This is a genomic window from Rhodococcus sp. WWJCD1 (assembly GCF_002258735.1).
Taxonomy (GTDB): Bacteria; Actinomycetota; Actinomycetes; order Mycobacteriales; family Mycobacteriaceae; genus Rhodococcoides.
Window position 1 is genome coordinate 27,911 of record NZ_NOXY01000007.1, and the last position, 23,469, is coordinate 51,379.

The window sequence follows — 23,469 nt, forward strand, 5'->3', positions numbered from 1 at the left end:
AGACGATGACCGACACGACTGTGCCTCGACACACCGACACGCCCCCCGATCTACCGCAGTGGATCGCAGCTCGCTCCGACGCCGAGCTGATCAAGGCCATGTCGCTGCGTCCGGATCTGACCGCTCCGCCGCCCGCCTCCCTGGCCGTACTCGCCGGACGGGCCGAGCAGCGACGGTCGATTCTGCACACCGCGGACACCCTCGACACACTCGCCTTGACCGTCCTCGAGATCCTCGCCATCGAGGAGGCCTACGAACGGCCGGTCACTCGCACCGCACTACTGGCCGTCGTGGCCAAACGGGCACCGGCCAAGAGCGTCGACAAGGCGCTGGCCCAGCTCCGCGAGCGGTTGCTGGTGTGGGGCGACGCGTCCGGCCTCCGGATCAGCGCGACCGCCGCGGACGCCGTGCCGTGGCGCATCGGACGCGCGCTCGATCCGGTCGACAATCTCACCGAGTCGCACATCACCGCAGCTCTCGCCGAACTTGGCGAGGGGGAACGCAATCTGCTCGACACCCTCGCCAGATCGTCCCCGACCGGCCGCACCCGAGACGCGGCACCGGGCACTCCGCCCGACCGGCCGGTCCAGAAGCTGCTCGCCGCCGGCCTGCTGATCTGGCTGGACGAGCAAACCGTCGAACTGCCCGTCCAGGTGGGGCAGATTCTGCGCGGCGAGCCGATGTCCGATCCACGGTCGCTCGCCGAGCCGAAGCTCGCCACCACGACACAGTCGCTCAACGACGTCGATGCCGCTGCCGCAGGCGAGGCCCTCGAATTGGGTAGGCACTGCGTCCTGATCATCGAAGCCCTCTCCGCGTCGCCTGCTCCTGCTCTCAAGGCAGGCGGACTCGGCGTGCGCGAGCTCCGCAAGATCACCAAGGCGACCGGCCTCGACGACGACCGAGTCAGCATCCTCGTCGAACTGCTGGCGGCAGCGCATCTGATCTCCAGCGGAACACCGGACCCGGTTCCCGCATCCGACACCGGCGACGACTACTGGGCTCCCACACCGGCGGTCGATGCCTGGCTCACCGCTGCCCCGGCGGCCCGCTGGCACACGCTCGCCTCCGCCTGGCTCGAGGTGCCGCGGGCGCCGTGGGTCATCGGTATGCGCGACCCCAACGACAAGCCCATCGCCGCCCTGTCCGAGGAAGTTCGCTCTCCGGCAGCACCGCGGGATCGACGGATGATCCTGGAACTGCTCACCGAACTCGGCAGCGGACACTCGGCCCAGCCTGCGGATCTCGCCCGGATCCTGGCGTGGCGTCGTCCCCGATGGTCCGGACGCTTCGGCGTCACACCCGTCGGACACGTCATCGCCGAAGCAACCGCGCTGGGAATCGTCGGCCGCGGAGCGATGTCGACCCCGGGACGCTCGCTGCTGCACGACGGCAACGCCGAGGCCGACATGCGCGCGGCCCTGCCCGAGCCCATCGACTACGTCCTGGTGCAGGCAGACCTCACGCTGGTGGCACCCGGTCCGCTCGAGCCGGACCTGCACGATCGGATCGAACTGGTCGCCGACGTCGAATCCGCAGGCGCAGCGACGATGTACCGGATCAGCGACACGAGCCTGCGACGCGCCCTCGATGTGGGACTGAGCGCGTCCGAGCTGCACGCGTTGTTCGCGACCCACTCACGCACACCGGTGCCGCAGGCCTTGACCTATCTCATCGACGACGTGGCGCGTCGACACGGTCGGCTGCGGGCAGGCGTCGCCGCGTCGTTCGTCCGATGCGAGGATCCGGCGTTGCTGGCGGAGGTGATGGCGTCCCCGGCGGCGGAATCGCTGGCCCTTCGAGCCCTCGCCCCGACCGTCGCGATCTCGCAGGCCCCGCTCGCCGAGGTGCTCACGGTGCTGGCCGGGGCCGGTTTCGCGCCTGCAGGTGAGGACTCGTCCGGAACCATCGTCGATCTGCGCGCCCGCGGGTCGCGGGTATCGGCGCGGCGGCCACGCCAGACGTTCCGAACTCCGGCTGTTCCCACCGAGGAACAGCTGGGTTCGTTGGTGCGTGGGATGCGCGCGGCCGACCGGGCGGCAGGCAACGGCGGTGCGGTGGTGCGCGCCGACGGGTCTCGCGCCAGCAGCACCGCGACGATGACGCTGTTGCAGACCGCAGCCAAGGTCAAACGCAGCGTCAGCATCGGCTACGTCGATGCACAGGGTGTCGCGACCCACCGGATCGTCGATCCGATCAGCATCGGCGGCGGCCAACTCGACGCCTTCGATCCCGCTACCGGAGGGGTTCGCCGCTTCACCCTGCATCGCATAACGTCGGTCGCTCTGGTCGAGTAGTTCGACGCTCACGTGCACGCGCGCCCCTACCTGTGGACAATGGAGAAGTTGCGCTCTTTCGGGCGCGGCGGAAGTCTCTAGGAGGAACCGTGACCGACGGCCCGCTGATCGTTCAGTCCGACAAAACGCTGTTGCTCGAGATCGATCACGAACTCGCGGGTGCAGCGCGGGCGGCCATCGCACCGTTCGCGGAGCTCGAACGTGCCCCCGAGCACGTGCACACCTATCGCATCACCCCGCTGGCTTTGTGGAACGCGCGCGCTGCGGGCCACGACGCCGAGCAGGTGGTCGACGCGCTGGTGAACTTCTCGCGTTACGCGGTGCCGCAGCCGCTGCTGGTCGACATCGTCGACACCATGGCACGCTACGGCCGACTGCAGTTGGTCAAGAGCCCGATCCACGGCCTGGCCCTGATCAGTCTCGACCGTGCTGTGCTCACAGAAGTGATGCGCCACAAGAAGATTGCGCCGATGCTCGGTGCCATGGTGGACGAGGACACCGTCATCGTCCATCCCAGCGAGCGCGGCCACCTCAAGCAGATGCTGCTCAAGATCGGCTGGCCTGCCGAGGACCTCGCCGGATACGTGGACGGCGAAGCTCACCCCATCGAACTCGACACCGAGGGCGGCAAGTGGACACTGCGCGACTACCAGGAGATGGCGGCGGATTCGTTCTGGGCCGGAGGCTCGGGCGTCGTCGTACTGCCGTGTGGCGCGGGCAAGACGATGGTCGGCGCAGCGGCGATGGCACGAGCCAAGGCCACCACACTGATTCTGGTCACCAACACCGTCGCCGGTCGGCAGTGGAAGCGCGAGCTGATCGCGCGCACCTCGCTCACCGAGGAGGAGATCGGCGAGTATTCGGGAGAGCGCAAAGAGATTCGCCCTGTGACAATCGCCACGTACCAGGTGATCACGCGTCGCACCAAGGGTGAATACAAGCACCTGGAACTGTTCGATTCCCGCGACTGGGGTCTGGTGATCTACGACGAGGTCCACCTGCTCCCCGCCCCGGTGTTTCGCATGACGGCAGATCTGCAGTCGCGTCGACGTCTCGGTCTTACTGCAACGCTCGTCCGCGAGGACGGTCGCGAGGGTGACGTCTTCTCGCTCATCGGCCCGAAGCGATACGACGCGCCGTGGAAGGACATCGAGGCGCAGGGGTGGATCGCACCGGCGGAGTGCATCGAGGTTCGCGTCACTCTCACCGATGCCGAGCGCATGTCGTATGCCGTGGCCGAACCCGAAGAGCGCTACAAGCTGTGCTCGACGGCTCATACCAAGATCGCCGTCGTGAAGTCGATCCTCGCCAAACACCAGGACGCTCCGACGCTGGTGATCGGCGCGTACCTCGACCAGTTGAACGAGCTCGGTGAGGCCCTGAACGCTCCGGTCATTCAGGGTTCGACCAAGAACAAGGAACGTGAAGTGCTGTTCGACGCGTTCCGCAAGGGCGAGATTCAGACGCTCGTGGTGAGCAAGGTGGCGAACTTCTCGATCGATCTACCCGAAGCATCTGTCGCAGTACAGGTTTCGGGCACATTCGGATCGAGACAGGAGGAGGCGCAGCGACTGGGCCGACTGCTCCGACCCAAGCACGACGGCGGTCAGGCCCATTTCTACTCGGTGGTGTCGCGCGACACTCTCGACGCCGAGTACGCCGCGCACCGTCAGCGTTTCCTGGCCGAGCAGGGGTACGCGTACCGCATCACCGACGCGGACGACTTGCTCGGTCCGGCGATCTGACGCTTCTGTCGGCATGGGCGGCGTGCTAGGAATAGTTGTGTGCGCCGATTCCAGTTCCCAGTAGACGTAGCCCACGCGAAGTCGGTGAACGAGACGTTCACCGAGCTTCGCCGGCTGCGCGCCTCGGCGGCGCTCACTGCCGTTATCCTGACTGCCCTGGGGGTGTGGTTCATCTGGATCGCAACCCCGTGGTCGTACATCCTCGGTGCCGTGTTCTGCATCGGTGCGGCCACCTCACTGTGGGTGATGCTGTGGGCACCGCGCAAGATGGGGTCCATCGAATCGCAATATGCTGCAGGCGATCTGGTTCCTGCGATGGTGGCCGAGAAACTACCTGGCGGAGCGCTGTTGCTGGCCTTGGTCGACATCGCGAAGCCGGGTGTCGAAGATCCGCACTACGTGTTGATCACCCGGGTCGTGCGAGCCCTGCCCGGCCACGCGATGGAGCGGGGAGCGAAGGTGCCCTCGGTGTCGGTTCTCGCCGACCGAGGCGCGAACACGGGCGGGCGAACGTGGCAGTTGGTCTCGGCGATGCCCATCGCCTGGGGCACTCCCGATACCACGGTTCTCGCGCGCGCAACCGACGAGATCACCGAGGGCGAGTGGGCGCTGTTGCACGCGAACATCGGCTTGTCCGAGAAGGTACGCAAGGCAAAGAACCAACAGTTGCTCATCGACCCGGCAGATCTTCCCGACGACCTGAGACGAGCTACGGGAGAGCCGGGATGACCTCGCGCTCGAAGAGTTCGATTCCGGAGCGATCGTAGGCAGCTTCCGGGAAGTAGAAGATTCCGTACGTCATCCCCTGCTCCTGCAGCGCCGTCAGATTGTCGACGATCTGTTCCGGGGTTCCGACGGCCGGCATGCCGCGGAACGCCGTCAGGGCTCCTTCGGCTTTGTCCGCACCCACGTAATCGGTGAGCCGACTCTCCAGGGCGCGTAGCTTGTCTTCCACTTCCGACTCGGTCGCCGCGATGACGACGTTGTAGTTCGCCGAGCGGACGATGGCGTCGAAGTCGGTACCCACGGTGGAGCAATGCTCGCGCAGCAGAGCCGATTTGGCGGCGAATCCGGTGGGGGTTCCATCGAAGTTGGTGTAGTTGGCGTACTTCGCGGCGATCTTCAGAGTGACCTTCTCGCCCCCGCCCGCGATCCACAGCGGGATTCCACCCTCCTGCAGCGGCAGCGGCCGCACCACGGCACCGTCGATCTGGTAGTGCTTTCCGTCGAGGAACACCTCGCCGGTCGTCCATGCCTGCTTGAAGATCTGCACGCCCTCGTCGAGCCGACCCAATCGTTCACCCGGAGAGGGAAACCCGTAGCCGTAGGCGCGGAACTCGTGCTCGTGCCAGCCGCCGCCGATGCCCATCTCGACGCGTCCGCCGGAAAAGATGTCCACCGTGGCAGCAACTTTGGCGAGGTAGGCCGGGTTGCGGTACGACATCGCAGTGCACATCTGCCCCAGCCTGATCCGGGAGGTGCTCGCGGCCAGTGCGGACATCAGCGACCATGCCTCGTGGGTCGCCTCGTCGGTTGCGGTGGGAACTGTGTGGAAGTGGTCGTACACCCACAGGGACTCCCAGGGACCGGCCTCGGCGGCGAGCGCGTGGTCACGCAGCACATTCCAGTGCCGGGCGGGGTCGATACCGACCAGATCCAGGCGCCACCCCTGTGGAACGAACAATCCGAATCGCATGACAGGCACAGTACAGACGCAGGGCGAAAGACCGGTTCCGGCCGGTGAACTACGCTGGACGAATGTCCGAGATGCCGCCCTCGCGCACCGTGGCGCGCCTGCGCCCGTTCGCATCGACGATATTCGCCGAAATGACCGCCCTCGCGGTGGCCAAGAATGCCGTCAACCTCGGTCAGGGCTTTCCCGATACCGACGGGCCGCCTGCCATGCTCGAGGCCGCACGTGAGGCCATCGCGAACGGACTCAATCAGTACTCCCCCGGCCCCGGTATGCCGGTGCTACGCAGCGCCGTCGCCGCCGACCGGGAACGGCGATTCGGGCTGCACTACGACCCCGACTCGCAGGTACTGATCACCGTCGGTGCCACCGAGGCGATCTCGGCATCACTGCTCGGCCTGATCGAGCCGGGCGACGAGGTGCTGCTGATCGAGCCGTTCTACGACTCCTACGCGGCCGCCATTGCCCTTGCCGGAGCGACCCGTACCGCCGTGCCGCTGGTTCCCGACGGCAACGGGTGGACGGTCGACACCGAGGCCCTCGATCGTGCCGTCGGTCCCCGAACACGCATGCTCATCGTCAACTCCCCGCACAACCCCACCGGTACCGTCTTCGACCGCGCCACCATGATCCGCATCGCCGAGATCGCCGTCGAACACGACCTGCTCGTCCTCACCGACGAGGTCTACGAGCACCTGACCTTCGACGGCACAGTGCACACGCCGATCGCGACACTGCCGGGGATGTTCGAGCGCACCGTCACCGTCTCGAGTGCGGCGAAAACCTTCAACGCAACGGGGTGGAAGACGGGCTGGGCGCTGGGCCCGGCCCACTTGATCGATGCCGTGCGCGCCGCCAAACAATTCATGAGCTTCGTCGGCGGTACCCCTTTCCAACCTGCCGTCGCCTATGCCCTCGAGCACGAGCAGCCATGGATCGCCTCGATGCGCGACGGCCTGCAGCGCAAGCGGGACACGCTCTCGGCTGCACTCGACGCCGCAGGCGCGGACGTGAAGTACAGCGCGGGAACATATTTCGTGTGTGCCGACGTCGCGCCCATCGGGCGTGGGGACGCGTACGAATTCTGCCGCTCCCTGCCGGATCTGGTGGGCGTCGCAGCGGTTCCGGTCACGGCCTTCGTGGACGAACCAGCTCCCTGGAAGTCGTTGGTACGCTTCGCTTTCTGCAAGCAGGACGAGGTACTCGCCGACGCAGCCGAGAGGTTACGGAGATTGTGACTCCGCAACCGACGATCCCGGCGTATTTCGTCCGACAGGCCGTCGACCTCGCAACGAGCGGCGGGATGGACTTGACCTACCCGTTGTCGATGGCCGGGATCGGGCCCACCATTCTCGGGAACCCGGCGGAACGGCTGACCACCCGCCAAGTCACTGCCTTCACCCAGGCCGTCTGGGCGATGACCGGCGACGAGTTGTTCGGCCTTGCCGCAGTACCGGTGCGGCGCGGCAGCTTTCGCGTGATCTGCCAGACCCTGATTCATTCGGAGAACCTCTGGGCGGCTCTGATCAGGATGTCCGAGACCATGCGGGTGCTGATTCCGGTTCGCCCCATGACATTGGACCGCACCGAGGACTCCACGGTGTTGACGGTGCACGTCACGCCCACCACTCATCTGAGCCCGGAAGCCAACGCCCTCGCCGAACGCTTGCTCACCGACTTCCTGTTGATTCTGCTGCACCGATTCGCGGCGTGGCTCATCGGCAACCGCGTCAAACTGCTGTCGGTGCAACTGCCGTACCCGCTTCCCGGGCCCGAGGCCGGCAAGATGTACGACTCCATCTTCGGGACGCATGTCGAGTTCGGAACCGACCGTGCCACACTGGAATTCGACAGCGCGGTGATGCGAGCACCGATAGTGCAGACCGAGGAGACCCTCGCCGAGTATCTGGCCGAGTCACCCAATCTGCTGTTCTCGTCCCGAGACTACGACAGCACCGCGTCGAGCCAGGTTCGCCGGGCGCTCGAAACCGGGTTCAAAGGCGGCGCACCGGGAACCGAGGACATCGCGGCGATGCTCAACATCAGCCCGCCGCACCTTCGACGTGTGCTTCGGCAGGAGGGCACCTCGATCAACCAACTGCGCGAAGAAGTGCTGCGCGATGCAGCGATTTCCGGGTTGAGCCGCGGCGACAGTGTCGACGACATCTCGGCTCGTCTGGGCTTCTCCGAGCCCAGCGCGTTCCGCCGTGCCTTCAAGCGCTGGACCGGTCAGACCCCCGGCTCGTACCGTCTCAGCTGACGCAGAATTCGTTGCCCTCGGGGTCGGTCATGGTGATCCAGACGCTGGGACCCTGAGTTCCCCGATGAAGTACCGCCGCACCCCGCGCTTCGAGTTCCGTCACCACCGACTCACGCTCGTCACCGACGCGGATGTCGAGGTGCAACCGATTCTTCACCGATTTCGGCTCGGCTACCGACTGGAACAGCACCCGCGGGGAGCCGGGTGAGTCGGGATCGACGATTCCCGCGCCCGCCTGCCACACCAGAACGCCCTCGAAGGTGGTCGTGTCCTCCTCGCGAGCATGACCCGCAGCGACCATCTCGCGAATGAAGTCCTCGTTGCTGGGTTCGGACTGCCAACCCAGCGTCTGTGCCCACCATTTCGCCAGCGCATGAGGGTTGGCACTGTCCACGACGACCTGAAATCGATAGCCCATGCGACGAAGATACCGCCGCACAGTGGAAATGGGAACACCTGTTCGATACAGTCGATGCATGTCGCTCGCGATGCAAGGCTCGTTGTTCGGTGACGACGACGGTGGCGTCGGGTCGCTGCAGTCCGTCACCCGACGAGAGCTGACGCTCGGTGCCTGGATCGACGTGCGCCCGGGCTGGTTGTCCGATACCCGTCTCTTCGACTCGCTGGTGACCGACGTCGATTGGCGCGCCGAACGCAGGCAGATGTACGACCGTGTAGTCGATGTGCCACGCCTGGTCCGCTTCTACGCCGAACGCGAGCGTTGGCCGCACACGGCACTGTACGAGGCGCGTGACGCGCTCGACGACCACTACCGCGCCGAACTCGGTGAGTCGTTCGCCACCGCAGGGCTGTGCTACTACCGCAACGGCTCCGACAGCGTCGCCTGGCACGGCGACAACATCGGCCGCAGCGCGACCGAGGACACCATGGTGGCGATCGTCTCACTCGGTGCGACAAGACAACTCATGCTTCGGCCTCGCGGCGGCGGTACGTCGCTCAAGTTCACGCTCGGGCACGGCGATCTGGTGGTGATGGGAGGCTCGTGTCAGCGCACGTGGGAGCATGCGATTCCCAAGTCCACCCGCGCGATCGGCCCACGCATCAGCGTGCAGTTCCGACCGCGCGGGGTTCGTTAACGAGCGGTTCGGGAGTTCCGCCGATCCTCGACCGCCGCAGCCAGCACGTTCAATTGTGTTGCCGTGGTGTCCCAGTCGAGGCAGGCATCGGTGATCGACTGCCCGTACACCAGGTCGTCGCGGTGGCCGAGTTCGAGATCCTGACGCCCCGCCACCAGGAAGCTTTCGAGCATGAGCCCGACGATGCCGTGTTCGCCTGCTGCGACTCGGCCTGCCACGTCGGTGACCACGTCGACCTGCTTGTTGTGGTCCTTGCGGCTGTTGCCGTGACTGGCGTCGATGACGACGCGCTCCGGCAGACCCGACTTACGCAGGCGCGCCACGGTATCTGCGACCGATTCGGCATCGTAGTTCGGTCCGTCGACGCCCCCGCGGAGAATGACGTGGCAGTCCGGGTTTCCGACGGTCCGAACGAGCGCTGCCTGGCCGTCCAGATCGGTTCCGGGGAAGACATGGCTCGCCGCGGCGGCGCGGGTGCCGTCGACCGCCACCTGGACGTCGCCCTCGGTGGAGTTCTTGATCCCCACCGGCATCGACAGCGCACTGCACAGCTGGCGGTGAACCTGGCTCGCAGCGGTCCGTGCACCGATCGCGCCGTAGCTCACCAGATCTGCGATGTACTGCGGAGTGATCGGGTCGAGGAACTCGCATCCGACAGGCAGGCCGAGCGCCGAAATATCGAGCAGCAGTTGGCGTCCCACCCGTAGTCCGGAATTGATGTCGAAGCTGCCGTCGAGGTGCGGATCGTTGATCAGTCCTTTCCATCCCAGCGTCGTCCGGGGCTTCTCGAAGTAGACCCGCATGACGATGTGCAGTCGATCGCCCAGTTCGGCTGCCGTGGCAGCGAGGCGCCGCGCGTAATCGAGGGCAGCATCGGTGTCGTGCACCGAACACGGGCCGACGACGACGATCAGTCGATCGTCGCGGCCGTCGAGAATGTCGACCACGCCGGAGCGTCCGGAGCGGACCGTCGCGGAGATCGCGTCGTCCACGGCATGTTCGCGGCGCAACACCGACGGCGCAACCAGCGGACTGATACTGATCGTCCGTTGATCATCGAGTGACGGGGTGTCCAGAGAGAGCGTCATGAGAGGGTTTCCTGTTCCCAGGCCGACTCAGCATGCTCCACGCGCACTTCGAGCCGGTCTGTATCCGGCTCGTGGGGTGGAGGTCAGCGCATGGCGTCGCTGGCTGACCCACCCGGGGCCGGCCTGCTAAACCAGAAATACGTGCGCTGCATGGAGAGCACCGTAACAGACGCGCCGACGATGCATCTATGCTCGTCCCTGCAGTCGGTTCGCCAGGTGGTCATGAGGAGCCCCGAAGTTCACCACGGCGCCGAAGCGATGCGCGGAAGTTCCGGCGCGTCGTGAGAGGGAACCCGGTGAGAATCCGGGACTGTCCCGCAGCGGTATGCAGGAACGACCGCCGTCAACAGCACTGAAGAGGCCTCTTCGGGAAGCGACGGCCAGTAGGAGTGGGCTCTTCGTCCACGTGCCCGCGAGTCCGAATACCTGCCGTCTGTGCTGTGCACGCCGTGCGCAGCGGTTCACCGCCTCGTGGAATGGGCGCGTAACCCTGGTACGGCTGCTCGTGGGGCTCTCCGGGATGCGCGCCCGAGAAGGCGGTGCGCCATCGATGCAGCAGTCACCTGGAGAACTACCGTGAGTATCGAATTCACCGCCACCGTGCTCGGTTCGGCCCGTATCGGACCGAACCGAGAACTGAAGAAAGCTGTCGAATCCTACTGGGCCGGAACGCTCGACGCACCCGCACTCGAATCCGTTGCGCGGACATTGCGCGAGAACACCTGGCGAGAACTCGTCGCCGCCGGACTCGATTCCGTTCCGGTGAACACCTTTTCGTACTACGACCACGTGCTCGACACCGCGGTCATGCTCGGTGCACTACCCGAGCGGGTTCGGAGCATCGACAGCGAGCTGGACCGCTGTTTCGCCGCCGCCCGAGGCAACGAGACCGTCGCACCACTCGAGATGACCAAGTGGTTCGACACCAACTACCACTACCTCGTGCCCGAAATCTCCCCCGCGACAACCTTTTCCCTGCACCCCGAGAAGGTGCTCGCCGAGCTCGAAGAAGCTCGCGCGCTCGATGTCCCGGCTCGACCGGTCGTCCTAGGACCGGTGACGTTCCTGTTGCTGTCGAAGGCAGTCGGCAGCAGCGCCCCGCTACTGGACCGCCTCGACGAGATTCTGCCGCTGTACGCGGAGCTGCTGACCAACCTCGCCGATGCCGGGGCGGAGTGGGTCCAGCTCGACGAACCTGCGCTCGTGGCCGATCGCACCCAGAGCGAGATCGACTGTGCGAAGAAGGCTTACGACTACCTGAGCGCGGTGTCGACGAGGCCTGCCATATTGCTGGCGTCGTACTTCGGTGACCTCGGTGCCGTACTGCCCGTGCTCGCGTCGACCGGCATCGAGGGATTGTCGATCGATCTGACGGTGCCGGGCACCGTGGAGCACGTTGCCGTGGTACCTGCGCTCGCGAGCAAGCACATAGTCGCGGGCGTCGTGGACGGGCGCAACATCTGGCGGTCGGATCTCGACAAGGCGCTGGCAACCTTGGCGAGCCTGTTGGGTAGTGCCGGCACGCTTGCGGTGTCGAGTTCGTGCTCGCTGCTGCATGTTCCGTACACCCTCGACGGAGAAACCGACATCGTCGATCCGCTCCGATCCTGGTTGGCCTTCGGTGCCGAGAAGGTTGCCGAGGTGTCCGTCCTCGCCCGGGCACTACGACATGGGACCGCATCGGTGTCGTCCGAGCTCGAGCAGGCCAGGACTGCTTTCGAGACTCGTCGCACCGACCCTCGTCTGCACGACGCGGCCGTTCGGGCACGTCTCGAAGCGGGAATTACCGTCGACCGCACCCCGGCCGAGGAACGCCGCCGGGCTCAGGCTGTGCGACTGGACTTGCCGTCGTTGCCGACGACCACCATCGGTTCGTATCCGCAGACCACGCAGATTCGACTCGCTCGGGCAGCCCTGCGCACCGGTGAGATCGACGACGCCGAATACGTGTCCCGGATGCAATCCGAGATCGCCGATGTCGTTGCACTGCAAGAGAACATCGGCCTCGACGTGCTGGTCCACGGCGAACCCGAGAGAAACGACATGGTGCAGTACTTCGCCGAGCAGCTCAGTGGCTTCGCGGCCACGTCGAACGGCTGGGTCCAGTCGTACGGATCTCGATGCGTCCGACCGCCGATTCTGTACGGCGACGTCTCGCGTCCGAAACCGATGACCGTGCACTGGTCCGAGTATGCGCAGTCGCTCACCGACAAGCCGGTCAAAGGCATGCTCACCGGCCCGGTGACGATTCTCGCGTGGTCGTTCGTCCGAGACGACATACCGTTGGCCGAATCCGCAGCCCAGATCGCCCTGGCGATTCGCGACGAGACGATCGATCTGGAGGGAGCGGGGATTCGCATCGTCCAGGTGGACGAACCTGCCCTTCGTGAGCTTCTCCCGCTGCGCTCGAAAGATACAACGGCGTACCTGGAGTGGGCCGTGCGATCGTTCAAGATCTCGACATCCGGGGTGTCCGACGACACTCAGATTCACACGCATCTGTGCTACTCGGAGTTTGGTGAGATCATCGACGCGATCGTCGACCTGGACGCCGACGTGACGTCGATCGAGGCGGCCCGCTCGCACATGGAGGTACTCGACGACCTGAACTCCGTCGGATTCGACCTCGGTGTCGGCCCCGGCGTCTACGATATCCATTCACCGCGGGTGCCGAGCGTCGACGAGATCACCGAATCGCTACGTGCGGCATTGAAAGCCGTTCCTGCCGAAAGACTCTGGGTCAATCCCGACTGCGGACTCAAGACCCGCGGGGTGGCCGAGGTGGAGCGGTCGTTGAGAAACATGGTGCAGGCGGCGGCCGCGCTGCGCTGACCCCAGGTGAGCGGAACTTCGACCCCTGCTACGAAGTTCCGCTCACCTCGGTCGCGAGGTACAGGCTAGGCTTACCTGCCTACGCCCGTCCTGTGAAAGAGAACGAAGTGAAACGTCTACTCCTGGCCACCACGATCGCCGCAGTCACCGCGCTGACCACTGTCGCCTGCGGCGGCACCGCCGAGCAGATCGTCACTCCCTCCACCAGCGCAGAATCTGCCACCGTCGACGCCGTGACGGACGCACCAGGACCGACAGGCATCCCCGACGGTATGGGTTCGGGAGCGGCCGACGGAGTGTTCCCACGCACCGTCGGCCACTTCGGCGGCTCCACCGAGATCCCCGCCGAACCGAAGAAGGTCGTCGTCATCGCCACCGGTCAGCTCGACGCAGCCCTCACACTGGGCGTCGTACCGACCGGAGTCGCGTACGGCGACGGAGCCGAACTGGTGCCCGATTACATCAGCTTCTCGTTCCCCCAGTACGCGGACCGGATGACGCAATTCGTGAATGTGGGTAATCGACAGGACGTCGACATCGAGGCCATCGCCGCCATCGAACCCGACCTCATCCTGGCGAACAAGACCGGCTCCGAGGACATCTACCCGACGCTGTCGACCATCGCGCCGACCGTGCTCACCGAAGGCACCGGAGTGAACTGGAAGCAGGACTTCCTGTTGCTCGCCGACGCGTTGGGCCGAACCGAGCAGGCGCAGACCTTCATCGACACCTTCACCTCCGACGCTGCGGCACTGGGTAACTCGGTTGCCGGCACCAGCGGCACCCCTACGGTTTCGTTCGTCCGCTTCACCGCGGATCGGGCGCGAGTGTTCGGCGTACCCTCGTTCGCCGGTTACATCGCCTGGGACGCCGGTCTGGCACGGCCGCAAAGTCAGCAGTTCGACAAGACCTCGCAGGACTTCAGCGAGGAGGAAATTCAGCTCGCGAACGCCGACTGGGTGTTCGTATCGAGCCAGGACGCGGGAGCCGATTCGAGCGCCGCGTCGTACACCACCAACCCGCTCTGGACCGGCATGAGCGCAGCCACCGAGAACCACATCGTGCGCGTCGACGACGACCCGTGGTACCTCAATGCAGGCCCGACTGCGGCAACGATCGTGCTCGACGGCCTGAAGAGCGCCCTGCAGAGCTGACCCCCATGTGCATGGAACTTCGTAGCCCACTACGAAGTTCCATGCACCTCGGCGAGATAGGTTGCGCGCAACTTAACCGTGCACTACTGTTCTTGACGTGACCAACGAACTCGCACTCGACCGTCAGGTGTGCTTCGCGCTGTACTCCGCATCGCGGGCTACGACCGCGGTGTATCGCCCGATGCTCGACGAGCTCGGCGTCACGTATCCGCAGTACCTCGTGCTGCTGGTGCTGTGGGAGAAGGACGGGCGCGGTGTCAAGGAGATCTGCGCCGAACTCGACCTGGACACCGGCACTCTCTCACCGATGCTCAAGAGACTCGAAGGCCTCGGTTTCATCGAGCGTCGACGGTTGAGCACCGACGAACGCCGCGTCGAGATCCACCTCACCGAGACCGGAAGCGCCATGCGCGCCAAGGCACTCGACATCCCGCGCAAGCTGGCCGAGAAGACCGGCATGGGAATCGACGATCTCGTCAGACTCAAAGAAGCGCTCGACGCATTGACGAGCGCTCTGCATCAACCCGATTCGAGCACGACAGAAGGAGAATCATGAAGACCATCTACACCGCCGAAGCCCTCGCGACCGGAGAGGGCCGCAATGGCCACGCCCGCACCTCCGACGGACGTCTCGATCTCGACCTCGCCATCCCGGAGGCCATGGGCGGCAGCGGCAACGGCACCAACCCCGAGCAGCTCTTCGCCGCCGGCTATGCCGCGTGCTTCCATTCCGCACTGCAGATGGTGGCGCGCCAGGACAAGGCCGACGTCACCGATTCGGCCGTCGGCGCTCGTGTCGACATCGGCCCCAACGACGCAGGCGGCTTCCAGCTCGCCGTCACCCTCGAGGTGACGCTGCCGAACCTGAGCCGCGACGACGCGCAGGCCCTGGCCGACAAGGCCCATCAGGTGTGCCCGTACTCCAACGCCACCCGCGGCAACATCGACGTCACCGTCACAGTCACCGAAGACGAGTAAGAGGAAACACCATGAAGGCACACGAAATTCACCTCGCGTCCCGCCCACAAGGCTGGCCGACCGAAGACAACTTTCGCGCGGAGGTCGTCGATCTCCCCGAGCTCGCGGACGGGCAGATCCTCGTCCGCAACATCGTGATGTCGGTCGATCCGTACATGCGTGGTCGGATGAACGACGTGAAGTCCTACGTCCCGCCGTTCCAGATCGACGCCCCGCTCGACGGCGGTGCCGTCGGCGAGATCGTCGAGTCCAAGGCCGAGGGCTTCGCGGTGGGCGACGCGGTTCTGCACGGCAAGGGCTGGCGCGATCTCGCCATCGTCCCGGGCAAGGGAGCGAGCAAGGTCGACCTCTCGGCCGCGAAAGCATCCGCCTACCTGAGCGCACTGGGAATGACCGGAACGACGGCGTACGCCGGGCTGACCGAAGTCGCCTCGTTCAAGGAGGGTGACGTCGTCTTCGTCTCCGGCGCTGCCGGAGCAGTCGGGTCACTCGTCGGCCAGATCGCCAAGGCGCTCGGCGCTTCCCGCGTCATCGGCAGTGCCGGATCTCCCGCCAAGGTCGCCCGCCTGCTCGAGCTCGGTTTCGACGCAGCATTCGATTACCACGACGGCCCGGTTGCCGAGCAGCTCCGCACGGCGGCACCGGACGGCATCGATGTGTACTTCGACAACGTCGGCGGCGAGCACCTCGAAGCCGCCATCGGTTCGATGAACAAGTACGGCCGAATTGCCATGTGCGGAGCCATCGCTCAGTACAACTCCACCGAGCCGACTCCCGCTCCGCGCAACCTCGCGCTGGCGATCGGCAAGGAGCTGACGCTCAAGGGCTTCATCGTCGGCTCCTACGCGCACGTCACCGAGGAGTTCCGCACGAAGATGACCGAGTGGCTGGGCAGCGGTGCCATCGAATTCGACGAGACGGTCGTCGACGGTCTCGACAACGCTCCCTCGGCGTTCATCGGTCTGATGAAGGGCGAGAACACCGGCAAGATGGTCGTCACCATCTAGGTCGGACCCGAACGGTTCCACCGCAGACCACACCCCGGCCGGAATTTCCGGCCGGGGTGTTTCCATGTCGACCGATTACAGTCGTGACCATGCCCGCCGCTCCCCTGCCGTTGCGCGACGGCCTCGACCCCACTCGGGTCCGGATGCCCGAGATCGCAACCGGGGCCACCGTGCTCGAGTACCTGTGTGCACGGTTTCCGCAGGACGCGGCGAGGCTGACCGAGAAGGTGGCGGGCGGCGAAATCGTCGACGCGGCAGGCATACCCATCGATTCGGCGACGGTCGCGAGGCCACGTGCGGACATCTACCTCTACCGCGACCCGCCGGTGGAGCCGACAGTTCCGTTCTCCCTCGACGTCCTCCATCGCGACGAGAATCTACTGGTGGTCGACAAGCCGCATTTTCTGGCCACCACTCCGCGCGGCGCATACGTCGCTCGCTCGGCCCTCGTTCTGCTCCGACGCCGATTCGACCTGCCCGAGCTGAGCCCGGCGCACCGTCTGGACAGGCTCACCGCGGGGGTTCTGGTGTTCACCGTGCGTCAGCAGGCTCGCCGGCCGTACCAGGAGCTGTTCGCTCAACGCACCATCACCAAGCAGTACGAGGCGATCGCCCCACTCGCTCACGAACTCCGGTTCCCGTTGACGGTGCGCAGTCGAATCGTCAAGGAGCGCGGCGTTCTTCAGGCCGTGGAGGTACCTGGCGAACCCAATGCCGAGACACTCGTGGACCTGATCGACACCGTTGGGTCCTATGGCCTGTATCGACTGCACCCCCGTACCGGGAAGACGCATCAACTTCGGGTTCATCTGTGCTCGTTGGGTATTCCGATCGTCGGCGACAACTTCTATCCCTCGTTCCGTGAGGTCGCCGGCGACGACTACTCCGATCCGCTCCGGCTGCTGGCCCGTTCGATCGAATTCGTCGATCCCCTCACTGGTCTGATCCGACGGTTCGAGAGCAATCGGAGTCTCGATCCTCCTGCAGCACAACCGAGTTCTCCATGATCTCGGTGGTGCGCACCGTGATGCGATGCGAGATGACCGCGAGCGCGAACAGTCCGATCGCCACGTTCCCCAGCGCGGTGAAACCCTCCTGGGCAAAATCCACCAACGCGTTGAGCAAGGTGAAGATCAACGCCGACACGCGGAGGGTGCGCAGCGGCCAGAGCGGACCGTCCTTCCGCAAGCGCAGCATCGCCGGGAGCGCCGAGGCGAACGTGATGCACGCACTGACGAACAGGATTCCGCTGGCGATGCCCATTCCGTCGACGTCGATCGTCAGGTCTCGGCGATCGATGTGCAGGTCTCCGAGAACGAGTTCGACGATCCCGAACACGACGCCTGCACCGGAGATCAGAACCAGCCCCCAGCCGACGACGGGAACCCACCGGGCACTGGTGAAGAACGCCGGGATCAGCCGGGGAACGAACTGACGCAAGGAATGGGTGCGTGACGTCGACCGACCACAGGTGCCGAGCACCATCCTGATGCCGGTCACGGTGTCCGGATCGGCTCCCTCCGCCTCGGCCCGCACGAGCATCCGCAGCGCCCAGTCGCGGCGGTGATCGGGGAGTCCGTGCCCGACGCCATCGGCGGCGATCGCAGCCGCGTTGGCCAGCGACTCGCCCCGAGAGGGCCGACGGAACTCGCGAACGATCCTGCTGAACACCAACAGCAGGACCACCAGGACGTACATGATTTCCGAGGACGGGCCGTAGAAGTAGTCGTTGTCCTTGGTGACGAACTTGCCCACCTCGTCGAGAAACAACCCGAACCCGACACCGCCGAGCAGCACGGTGAACACTCGAACGCCGAACCCGATGAACATCCACCCGACCAGCAGAGCCAACATCATCGCAGCGCCGCCGTACAGGGCGTGCGCGATGTGCAGCGACTTGCCACCGACCTGGGGGTAGTGGGTCGCCTCCAGGTACGCCCTGGTGATCAGAATGGTCGCAATGGCCACGACCATGAAGGCCTCGGACGCGGGGCTACCGTAGGCGTCACGAATCACGCCCCTACGTCCTACGCGCCCAGCACGAGCGGTCATGAAGCGAGTATGTGCCGTCCGCCGCCGTCCACGGGTAGTTTTACCCCTGCGAGACTTGACAAATTCGTTTGCTGAAACTGCAATACAAGGATGAAGGAAGCAGCGGCAAGCCTCGACGAGGTCATCGCGGGCCTCGGTCCCCGCCTCAAACGCATCAGGATGGAGAAGAACACCACCCTGGCGTCACTGTCCGAGACCACGGGAATCTCGATCAGCACGCTCTCACGTCTCGAATCCGGCGACCGCAAACCGAGCCTGGAACTCCTGTGGCCGATAGCCCGGGCCCATCAGATGGCGCTCGACGATCTGGTGACCGCGCCGCCTGTCGCCGACCCTCGGGTGCGTACGACGGCCACCGTACGCGAACACGTGACAATTCTTCCCCTGACTCTGCGCCCGGGCGGACTGCAGGCCTACAAACTTCTGGTCCGACCCGAGGACTCCGAGCCTCGCCCCAGAACGCACGAGGGGTACGAGTGGCTCTACGTGCTCGACGGCACCCTGCGGCTGATTCTCGGCGAGCACGATCTGACGATGAAACCCGGTGAGGCAGCAGAATTCGACACCCGGGTACCGCACTGGTTCGGTGCCGTCGGGAACCGGCCGGTGGAGCTGCTGAGCCTGTTCGGACCCCAGGGCGAGCGGATGCACGTGCGGGCGAAACCGACGGTATGAAATGTCATGTCGGTGTGAGACAGTGAAGCCCGCTCGACGCCAGGATCCGCTTCGGTCATCCGCACCGACCACACCATCTCGAGGAAAAAGATGACCGACAGACTTCCCGAATCGCCTGCATCTCGCACCCACGTGGACATCGCAACCGGAGTGCTCATCGGCATCCACGGTGGATCCGTTGCCGACGCCATCGACGAGCTGTTCACGACCGCGAGAAATCATCGGGTCAGTCTGTTCGAGCTCTCCCGCACGCTCATCACCGTCGCCGAGGGCCGCGATATCGAGCGATCCTCGACCACCGATGCTGTGTACGCGGTGTGGGGCTCGGCCCTCGGCCGACGCGGTGCCGAGGCTACGTTCGGCTCGGTCACCGATTCCGCGGCGGTCTGACCCACGCAGACCGGTTAACCGCGCACAGCCGGGTCGGTGCGCAGTTCCGGAAACCGGGCCGTCATCGCATCGATGTGGCGATACATCTCGTAGAGCTCGGCCCGGAGCGTCGACGCCTCGGACTCGAACGCTCGGGCTCGGGATTCTGCGCGGTCCGCGCGTGCTCGAAATGCCTTGGACTGTGCGCTTTCGATGGACGCCGAGCACGTCTGGATGTGTTCGGCCAATCCTCGGGCGAAGACCCTCGCCTGTTCGAGGTTGACGGCATAGTTGTCGTCTCGCGGAGCCGGTGACGGCGCGCCGTTCGCTGTGCCCATGAAACTCGTCACCCTCGATCGTCGGCCGGAAATTCTTTCGCGACTCTACGCCCGGCGTCGGATAGTTCGTCCGTGAACCGGCATCAGCCGAAGACGAGCGCCAGGACCACCGATGCCGAGGTGGCAGCAATGGCGATGACGATGGTCGCCGCGATCGCGCGCTGCCGCACCGTTCGGTAACTCGACCCTGCGCGGTCGTAGTCCGAGTCGTCCTGATCGCCGTCCGAGCCGTAGAAGTCGTCGGAGTTCAGTCCGTCCTCGTCGAAGTAGACGACGTCACGCGGCGGCACCCAGCGCTGACCGTTGGCTTCGACGGCGGCCTCGAGTCGTTCGAGGCGGACCCGAGCCCGGCCCGGATACCAGTCCGAGGGCGCGTGGATGGGAAGAGCCTCGGCCAGGGCCAACGGTGACCGGTACTGCCTCTGCAGTGCGGCGAATGCAGCCGACGCCGTTGGATCGTCGTCGGATTTGTCGGTGAGGAACCAAGCTGCGCCTGCGGCCGCGCGGTCGCCGAGCACAAGATGGGTGTACGCGAGCAGTTCTAGAATGCCCGGCGAGGCCGGGTTCCGATGCAGGGCGCGAACGAGCCGATCCCGAGCACCGATGGTGTCTCCACGCGCCAGATCCTCTTGCGCTCGATCGATCACGTCCACGCGTCGACCATATCGCTCGACGAGTGCTGTCGTCTCGGCACGGAGGCGTCGTGACCACAAAAAAGCCCCTCCCGGATGCCGGAAGGGGCTTTCATCGTGCATGTCGATCCAAAACCGTGGTGGCCAGGGCCGGGATCGAACCGGCGACCTTCCGCTTTTCAGGCGGACGCTCGTACCAACTGAGCTACCTGGCCGGGCGGCACCGGTAAAACAATGCCATCGCAATGTCGGTGATTTCGCACCGATGTTGCGACCCTGACGGGACTCGAACCCGCGACCTCCGCCGTGACAGGGCGGCGCGCTAACCAACTGCGCCACAGGGCCTTGCTGTTGTTGCCGCGCTATTTCTAGCGCAGTAACTCTCCGAACTGCAAATCCGCACCTCGTGAAGAGCGAGACGAAGACTGCTGTACTGCCGACCGGGTTGTCAAACCGATCTCTTCCTACGTACCCCCTACGGGATTCGAACCCGCGCTACCGCCTTGAAAGGGCGGCGTCCTAGGCCGCTAGACGAAGGGGGCCCGCCGAACTGCTTCGACGTTACCCTCAACGGCGTTCCGTTGGGAGCTGGGATAGCTTAGGACACTTTCGTTGTAAATCTCAAACCGGCAGGTCAGAGGTGGTTTTCGCGCAGTTTTCGCCGTAGTGCTCCCACCCGTGCAGTTTGAATTCCGCGAGCCAACGCTCGGACGCCATGGCCAGGAGAACGACCTCGACGGACTCCTCGAACCGCTCGCGCAGATCCGCGTTGTCGGCCACCAGATCGGACATGTAGCGCTGGCCTGCCATCGACGCAGCGAGCACGCGGACGAACTTGGCCGCGTCGAACTCCGGCTTGAGGTCCCCCATCGCCAGAGCACGCTCGGCCTGCTTGTGACCCTGCGCTCCCCATACTCGACCGCCGCCGGAATGCACCTCGGCGTAGAACTCGGGCTCGACTATCAGCCGGAACTCGGCACGCACGATCACGTCGTTCTGGAAGTTCTGCGCTATGTCGTCCACGATGCCCCGGATGACATAGAAGGGGTGTGCGGTGGTGTCGGCCCACTTCTCCGTTATCGCCACATACCGATCCAACCCGGCCGCGAGCACCGCTCTGGCCAGATCCTCCTTGGATTGGAAATGGAAATACATCGCACCCTTGGTGGCGTTCGAGCCTTCCAAGATGGTGTTGACGGATGCTGCTGCGTATCCACGCTTGGCGAATTCCGCCGCCGCCGCCTCTACGATGGCCGCCCGGGTCCGCCGTGCGCGCTCCTGTTGTGCCATTTACTTCGTGCCTCCGAGCCCAAGCGCCCTGCGTATCCACAGGTAGTACAGATAGAGAGTACTTCACCCGAACGACACACGAGTCGACTCACCAGCGGTTCGGTTCGACGGGCACCGCCGACAGAAAATTTGATTAGGCAACCAAAACAAGCCTGATGGTATGGTCTGCGCGGCTCGAGTGCGCTGCAGGGGGTGCGCACTCGAGCCGCTTCACTACCGGGGTACCACCCATCGACAACCACCTGTCCTCATCACACCTCCACCGCGCCGCACCTCTACCGCGACCACCCGTGCCGTCACCGGATCCGAGGCCGAAAGCGCGCGCATCGCCCGATCGACACCTAGAGAACGAAACCGTCGACGCGTTGCCCGACAGTCTCGGGCACCTGCCTCGCTTTCAGTTGAAAGCCGAATTATATTTGCCCATAACAAGTCTCGAGATCAATTGGTTCGCCAATCTCGTTAGCGTGTCAAATCTATTGCACACCAGTGCCTTACGCACACCAGTTTGTCGACTACGGTCAAATGTCAAGTTGGATAATCGATATCGAAGAGACCAGCAGATAACGTTTTCGACACTTTCGCCATATCGCACATCCCTCGCGATCGCATCGGCTTACTGTGAGCTGCATCACACATCCGGCTCTGCCTATCGGAAACGAGTGCGCGCCATGAGGGGATCGGTCCGAATATTTCGTTCCATGACAACACTTTTCGCCGTCTCGCTTCTGCTGATCCCGACGACCAGCACGGCGATCGCAGACCCCTTCGGCAACTTCGTGGCCCCCGTTCCCGACCCTGCCCTCTACTTGCCCACCCCGCTCGGCGAGCCCTGGTTCGATCCGCCCGCCGGCTACGAACAGCAACCACCCGGGTCCGTCCTGGCAACCCGACCCGTCACCGTCGGGCCGCTGTTCACCCCCGTCAGGTCGACGCAAATCCTGTTCCGCACCAACGATTCCAAGGATCGGCCGGTCGCGGGTGTCACCACGATCATCGTGCCCTCGGCACCGTGGACGGGACCCGGGAGCCGGCCGGTAGTGGCGTACAACATGGCCATCGACTCACTCGGAAACACCTGCGCCCCGTCGTGGACCCTCCCTCGCGGAATCGCGCCGGAGATCGTTCCGGTGCAGTCGTTCCTTGCGAAGAACTACGCCGTCGTCGTCACCGATCATCAGGGGCCGCGGCAGGGATATGCGGCGGGACCGATGGCGGGCCACGCCATCCTGGACGCCCTCCGCGCGATGGTGAAACTGCCCGAGCTGGGCTTGCCTGCAGAGTCTCCGATCGCCGCGACGGGATATTCCGGGGGTGCCATCGCCTCCGGATGGGCCGCGCAGCTGGCTCCCACCTACGCCCCGGACGTGAATCTCGTCGGCGTGGCGTTCGGCGGTGCACCCACCGATTACCGCATTCTGCTGCACTCGCTCAACGGAACGGTGGGCTCCACACTGTTCCTGTCGGCCACGCTCGGAGTCGCCCGAGAGTATCCCGAGATGTTCTCGTTGATGAACGCCAACGGTCTGCGCCTGGCCACCATCGCCAAGGACATGTGCATCTATCTCACCGCCCCGGGAGGCCTGGTGGCTCCCATTCCAGCACAGGCTCTTTCGGACATTCCGGACGTGGATCGGACGCCGATCGCCGAGCAGATCATCGCGTCGACACGCATGGGTGGAGACAGGACACCGACCGTCCCCGTCTTCATCTATCACGGGCAGCAAGAGTTCTGGATACCCGCGGAAGGGGCCGAGAACCTGTACGACGAGTGGTGCGCCGACGGCGCGAGCGTCCGATTGGAGGAATACGTCGGCGAGCATCTCGTCGTCGCGGTGACCGGAATACCCGGTGCGTTCGCCTGGATCGACGATCGTCTGGCCGGCATTCCTGCGCCGAGCGGGTGCAGCAGCTTCGGACGCTGACCCATCGGTAGCAGTGTCGGGGGTACATGCCGTCGGC

Annotated in this window: 22 protein-coding genes, 3 tRNA genes and 1 riboswitch; of the genes, 15 read left to right on the forward strand and 10 right to left on the reverse strand. The window is 65.0% G+C overall.

The annotated features are described in order from the left end of the window. The first annotated feature begins 5 nt into the window (after positions 1-5). The 3 genes from CH286_RS03925 (at position 6) to CH286_RS03935 (ending at position 4,771) form a co-directional block, all read left to right on the forward strand. Complete coding sequence (locus tag CH286_RS03925; RefSeq protein ID WP_094608414.1) at positions 6-2,297, forward strand: helicase-associated domain-containing protein; 2,292 nt, start codon at positions 6-8, stop codon at positions 2,295-2,297. A gap of 89 nt (positions 2,298-2,386) precedes the next feature. Next, complete coding sequence (locus CH286_RS03930) at positions 2,387-4,042, forward strand: DNA repair helicase XPB (RefSeq protein WP_032378320.1); 1,656 nt, start codon at positions 2,387-2,389, stop codon at positions 4,040-4,042. Positions 4,043-4,081: 39 nt separating this feature from the next. Continuing rightward, positions 4,082-4,771 (forward strand): DUF3239 domain-containing protein, encoded by a 690-nt coding sequence (locus CH286_RS03935; RefSeq protein ID WP_037154960.1) that lies wholly within the window; start codon positions 4,082-4,084, stop codon positions 4,769-4,771. Here the strand turns inward: CH286_RS03935 and CH286_RS03940 are convergent. Continuing rightward, entirely contained in the window at positions 4,752-5,738 is a 987-nt protein-coding gene (locus tag CH286_RS03940; RefSeq protein WP_094608415.1) for an LLM class F420-dependent oxidoreductase, read from the reverse strand. The genes CH286_RS03935 and CH286_RS03940 overlap by 20 nt on opposite strands. 62 nt (positions 5,739-5,800) lie before the next feature. Here CH286_RS03940 and CH286_RS03945 point away from each other — a divergent pair, with 62 nt between their 5' ends. Both CH286_RS03945 and CH286_RS03950 read left to right on the forward strand, forming a co-directional pair. Beyond that, positions 5,801-6,973: a pyridoxal phosphate-dependent aminotransferase gene (locus CH286_RS03945; protein WP_094608416.1), complete on the forward strand. Its 1,173-nt coding sequence runs from the start codon at positions 5,801-5,803 to the stop codon at positions 6,971-6,973. Continuing rightward, positions 6,970-7,995, forward strand: coding sequence for an AraC family transcriptional regulator (locus CH286_RS03950; protein ID WP_037154954.1), 1,026 nt, complete (start codon positions 6,970-6,972; stop codon positions 7,993-7,995). Before CH286_RS03945 ends, CH286_RS03950 begins: the two co-directional genes overlap by 4 nt. Here CH286_RS03950 and CH286_RS03955 read toward each other — a convergent pair. Further along, positions 7,988-8,413, reverse strand: coding sequence for a VOC family protein (locus tag CH286_RS03955; protein WP_094608439.1), 426 nt, complete (start codon positions 8,411-8,413; stop codon positions 7,988-7,990). The two genes, CH286_RS03950 and CH286_RS03955, sit on opposite strands and share 8 nt — an antisense overlap. Positions 8,414-8,471: 58 nt before the next feature. Here CH286_RS03955 and CH286_RS03960 point away from each other — a divergent pair, with 58 nt between their 5' ends. After that, the gene (locus CH286_RS03960; RefSeq protein WP_032404933.1) at positions 8,472-9,092 is read left to right on the forward strand and encodes an alpha-ketoglutarate-dependent dioxygenase AlkB; all 621 of its coding nucleotides are present in this window, start codon (positions 8,472-8,474) and stop codon (positions 9,090-9,092) included. On the opposite strand, the gene CH286_RS03965 is transcribed toward CH286_RS03960, so the two are convergent. Further along, on the reverse strand, positions 9,089-10,180 hold the full coding sequence (locus CH286_RS03965; RefSeq protein ID WP_094608417.1) for a 3-deoxy-7-phosphoheptulonate synthase: 1,092 nt from the start codon (positions 10,178-10,180) through the stop codon (positions 9,089-9,091). The two genes, CH286_RS03960 and CH286_RS03965, sit on opposite strands and share 4 nt — an antisense overlap. Before the next feature lie 237 nt (positions 10,181-10,417). Then, positions 10,418-10,628: riboswitch (cobalamin riboswitch) on the forward strand. Between the two features lie 128 nt (positions 10,629-10,756). Here CH286_RS03965 and metE point away from each other — a divergent pair. The 6 genes from metE to CH286_RS03995 all read left to right on the forward strand — a co-directional run bounded on the left by metE (position 10,757) and on the right by CH286_RS03995 (position 17,158). Continuing rightward, entirely contained in the window at positions 10,757-13,012 is a 2,256-nt protein-coding gene (gene metE / locus CH286_RS03970) for a 5-methyltetrahydropteroyltriglutamate--homocysteine S-methyltransferase (RefSeq protein WP_094608418.1), read from the forward strand. Positions 13,013-13,119: 107 nt separating this feature from the next. After that, the gene (locus CH286_RS03975; RefSeq protein WP_094608419.1) at positions 13,120-14,166 is read left to right on the forward strand and encodes an ABC transporter substrate-binding protein; all 1,047 of its coding nucleotides are present in this window, start codon (positions 13,120-13,122) and stop codon (positions 14,164-14,166) included. A 97-nt stretch (positions 14,167-14,263) separates the two neighbouring features. Further along, entirely contained in the window at positions 14,264-14,722 is a 459-nt protein-coding gene (locus CH286_RS03980; protein WP_094608420.1) for a MarR family winged helix-turn-helix transcriptional regulator, read from the forward strand. Continuing rightward, positions 14,719-15,144, forward strand: a complete 426-nt coding sequence (locus CH286_RS03985) for an organic hydroperoxide resistance protein (protein ID WP_032377436.1) — start codon at positions 14,719-14,721, stop codon at positions 15,142-15,144. The genes CH286_RS03980 and CH286_RS03985 overlap by 4 nt, the downstream gene beginning before the upstream one ends. An 11-nt stretch (positions 15,145-15,155) precedes the next feature. Next, entirely contained in the window at positions 15,156-16,151 is a 996-nt protein-coding gene (locus tag CH286_RS03990) for an NADP-dependent oxidoreductase (RefSeq protein WP_037154945.1), read from the forward strand. Between the two features lie 89 nt (positions 16,152-16,240). Next, a complete protein-coding gene (locus CH286_RS03995; RefSeq protein ID WP_037154942.1) occupies positions 16,241-17,158 on the forward strand; it encodes a pseudouridine synthase in 918 nt (305 codons plus the stop codon). Here the strand turns inward: CH286_RS03995 and CH286_RS04000 are convergent. Then, positions 17,085-18,203, reverse strand: coding sequence for a hypothetical protein (locus tag CH286_RS04000; protein ID WP_255182560.1), 1,119 nt, complete (start codon positions 18,201-18,203; stop codon positions 17,085-17,087). The two genes, CH286_RS03995 and CH286_RS04000, sit on opposite strands and share 74 nt — an antisense overlap. Positions 18,204-18,293: 90 nt before the next feature. On the opposite strand from CH286_RS04000, the gene CH286_RS04005 reads away from it, so the two are divergent. Then, positions 18,294-18,878 carry a helix-turn-helix domain-containing protein gene (locus CH286_RS04005; protein WP_032377437.1) on the forward strand — a complete coding sequence of 195 codons (585 nt, stop codon included), beginning with the start codon at positions 18,294-18,296 and terminating at the stop codon, positions 18,876-18,878. A gap of 90 nt (positions 18,879-18,968) precedes the next feature. After that, entirely contained in the window at positions 18,969-19,268 is a 300-nt protein-coding gene (locus CH286_RS04010; protein WP_032404421.1) for an ANTAR domain-containing protein, read from the forward strand. Between the two features lie 14 nt (positions 19,269-19,282). Here CH286_RS04010 and CH286_RS28005 read toward each other — a convergent pair whose 3' ends face one another. From CH286_RS28005 to CH286_RS04040, 6 genes are all read right to left on the reverse strand, one after another. Next, on the reverse strand, positions 19,283-19,585 hold the full coding sequence (locus tag CH286_RS28005; RefSeq protein WP_032377439.1) for a hypothetical protein: 303 nt from the start codon (positions 19,583-19,585) through the stop codon (positions 19,283-19,285). 83 nt (positions 19,586-19,668) lie between these two features. Then, entirely contained in the window at positions 19,669-20,238 is a 570-nt protein-coding gene (locus CH286_RS04020; protein WP_094608421.1) for a DUF6584 family protein, read from the reverse strand. A 117-nt stretch (positions 20,239-20,355) separates the two neighbouring features. Further along, positions 20,356-20,432: transfer RNA gene (locus CH286_RS04025), tRNA-Phe, on the reverse strand. 56 nt (positions 20,433-20,488) lie between these two features. Beyond that, positions 20,489-20,562, reverse strand: a tRNA-Asp gene (locus tag CH286_RS04030). Between the two features lie 124 nt (positions 20,563-20,686). Continuing rightward, positions 20,687-20,759 (reverse strand) — tRNA-Glu (locus tag CH286_RS04035). 79 nt (positions 20,760-20,838) lie between these two features. Further along, positions 20,839-21,507 (reverse strand): TetR/AcrR family transcriptional regulator, encoded by a 669-nt coding sequence (locus CH286_RS04040; RefSeq protein ID WP_032377441.1) that lies wholly within the window; start codon positions 21,505-21,507, stop codon positions 20,839-20,841. A 671-nt stretch (positions 21,508-22,178) separates the two neighbouring features. On the opposite strand from CH286_RS04040, the gene CH286_RS04045 reads away from it, so the two are divergent. Then, entirely contained in the window at positions 22,179-23,432 is a 1,254-nt protein-coding gene (locus CH286_RS04045) for a lipase family protein (RefSeq protein ID WP_094608422.1), read from the forward strand. Positions 23,433-23,469: the final 37 nt, after the last annotated feature.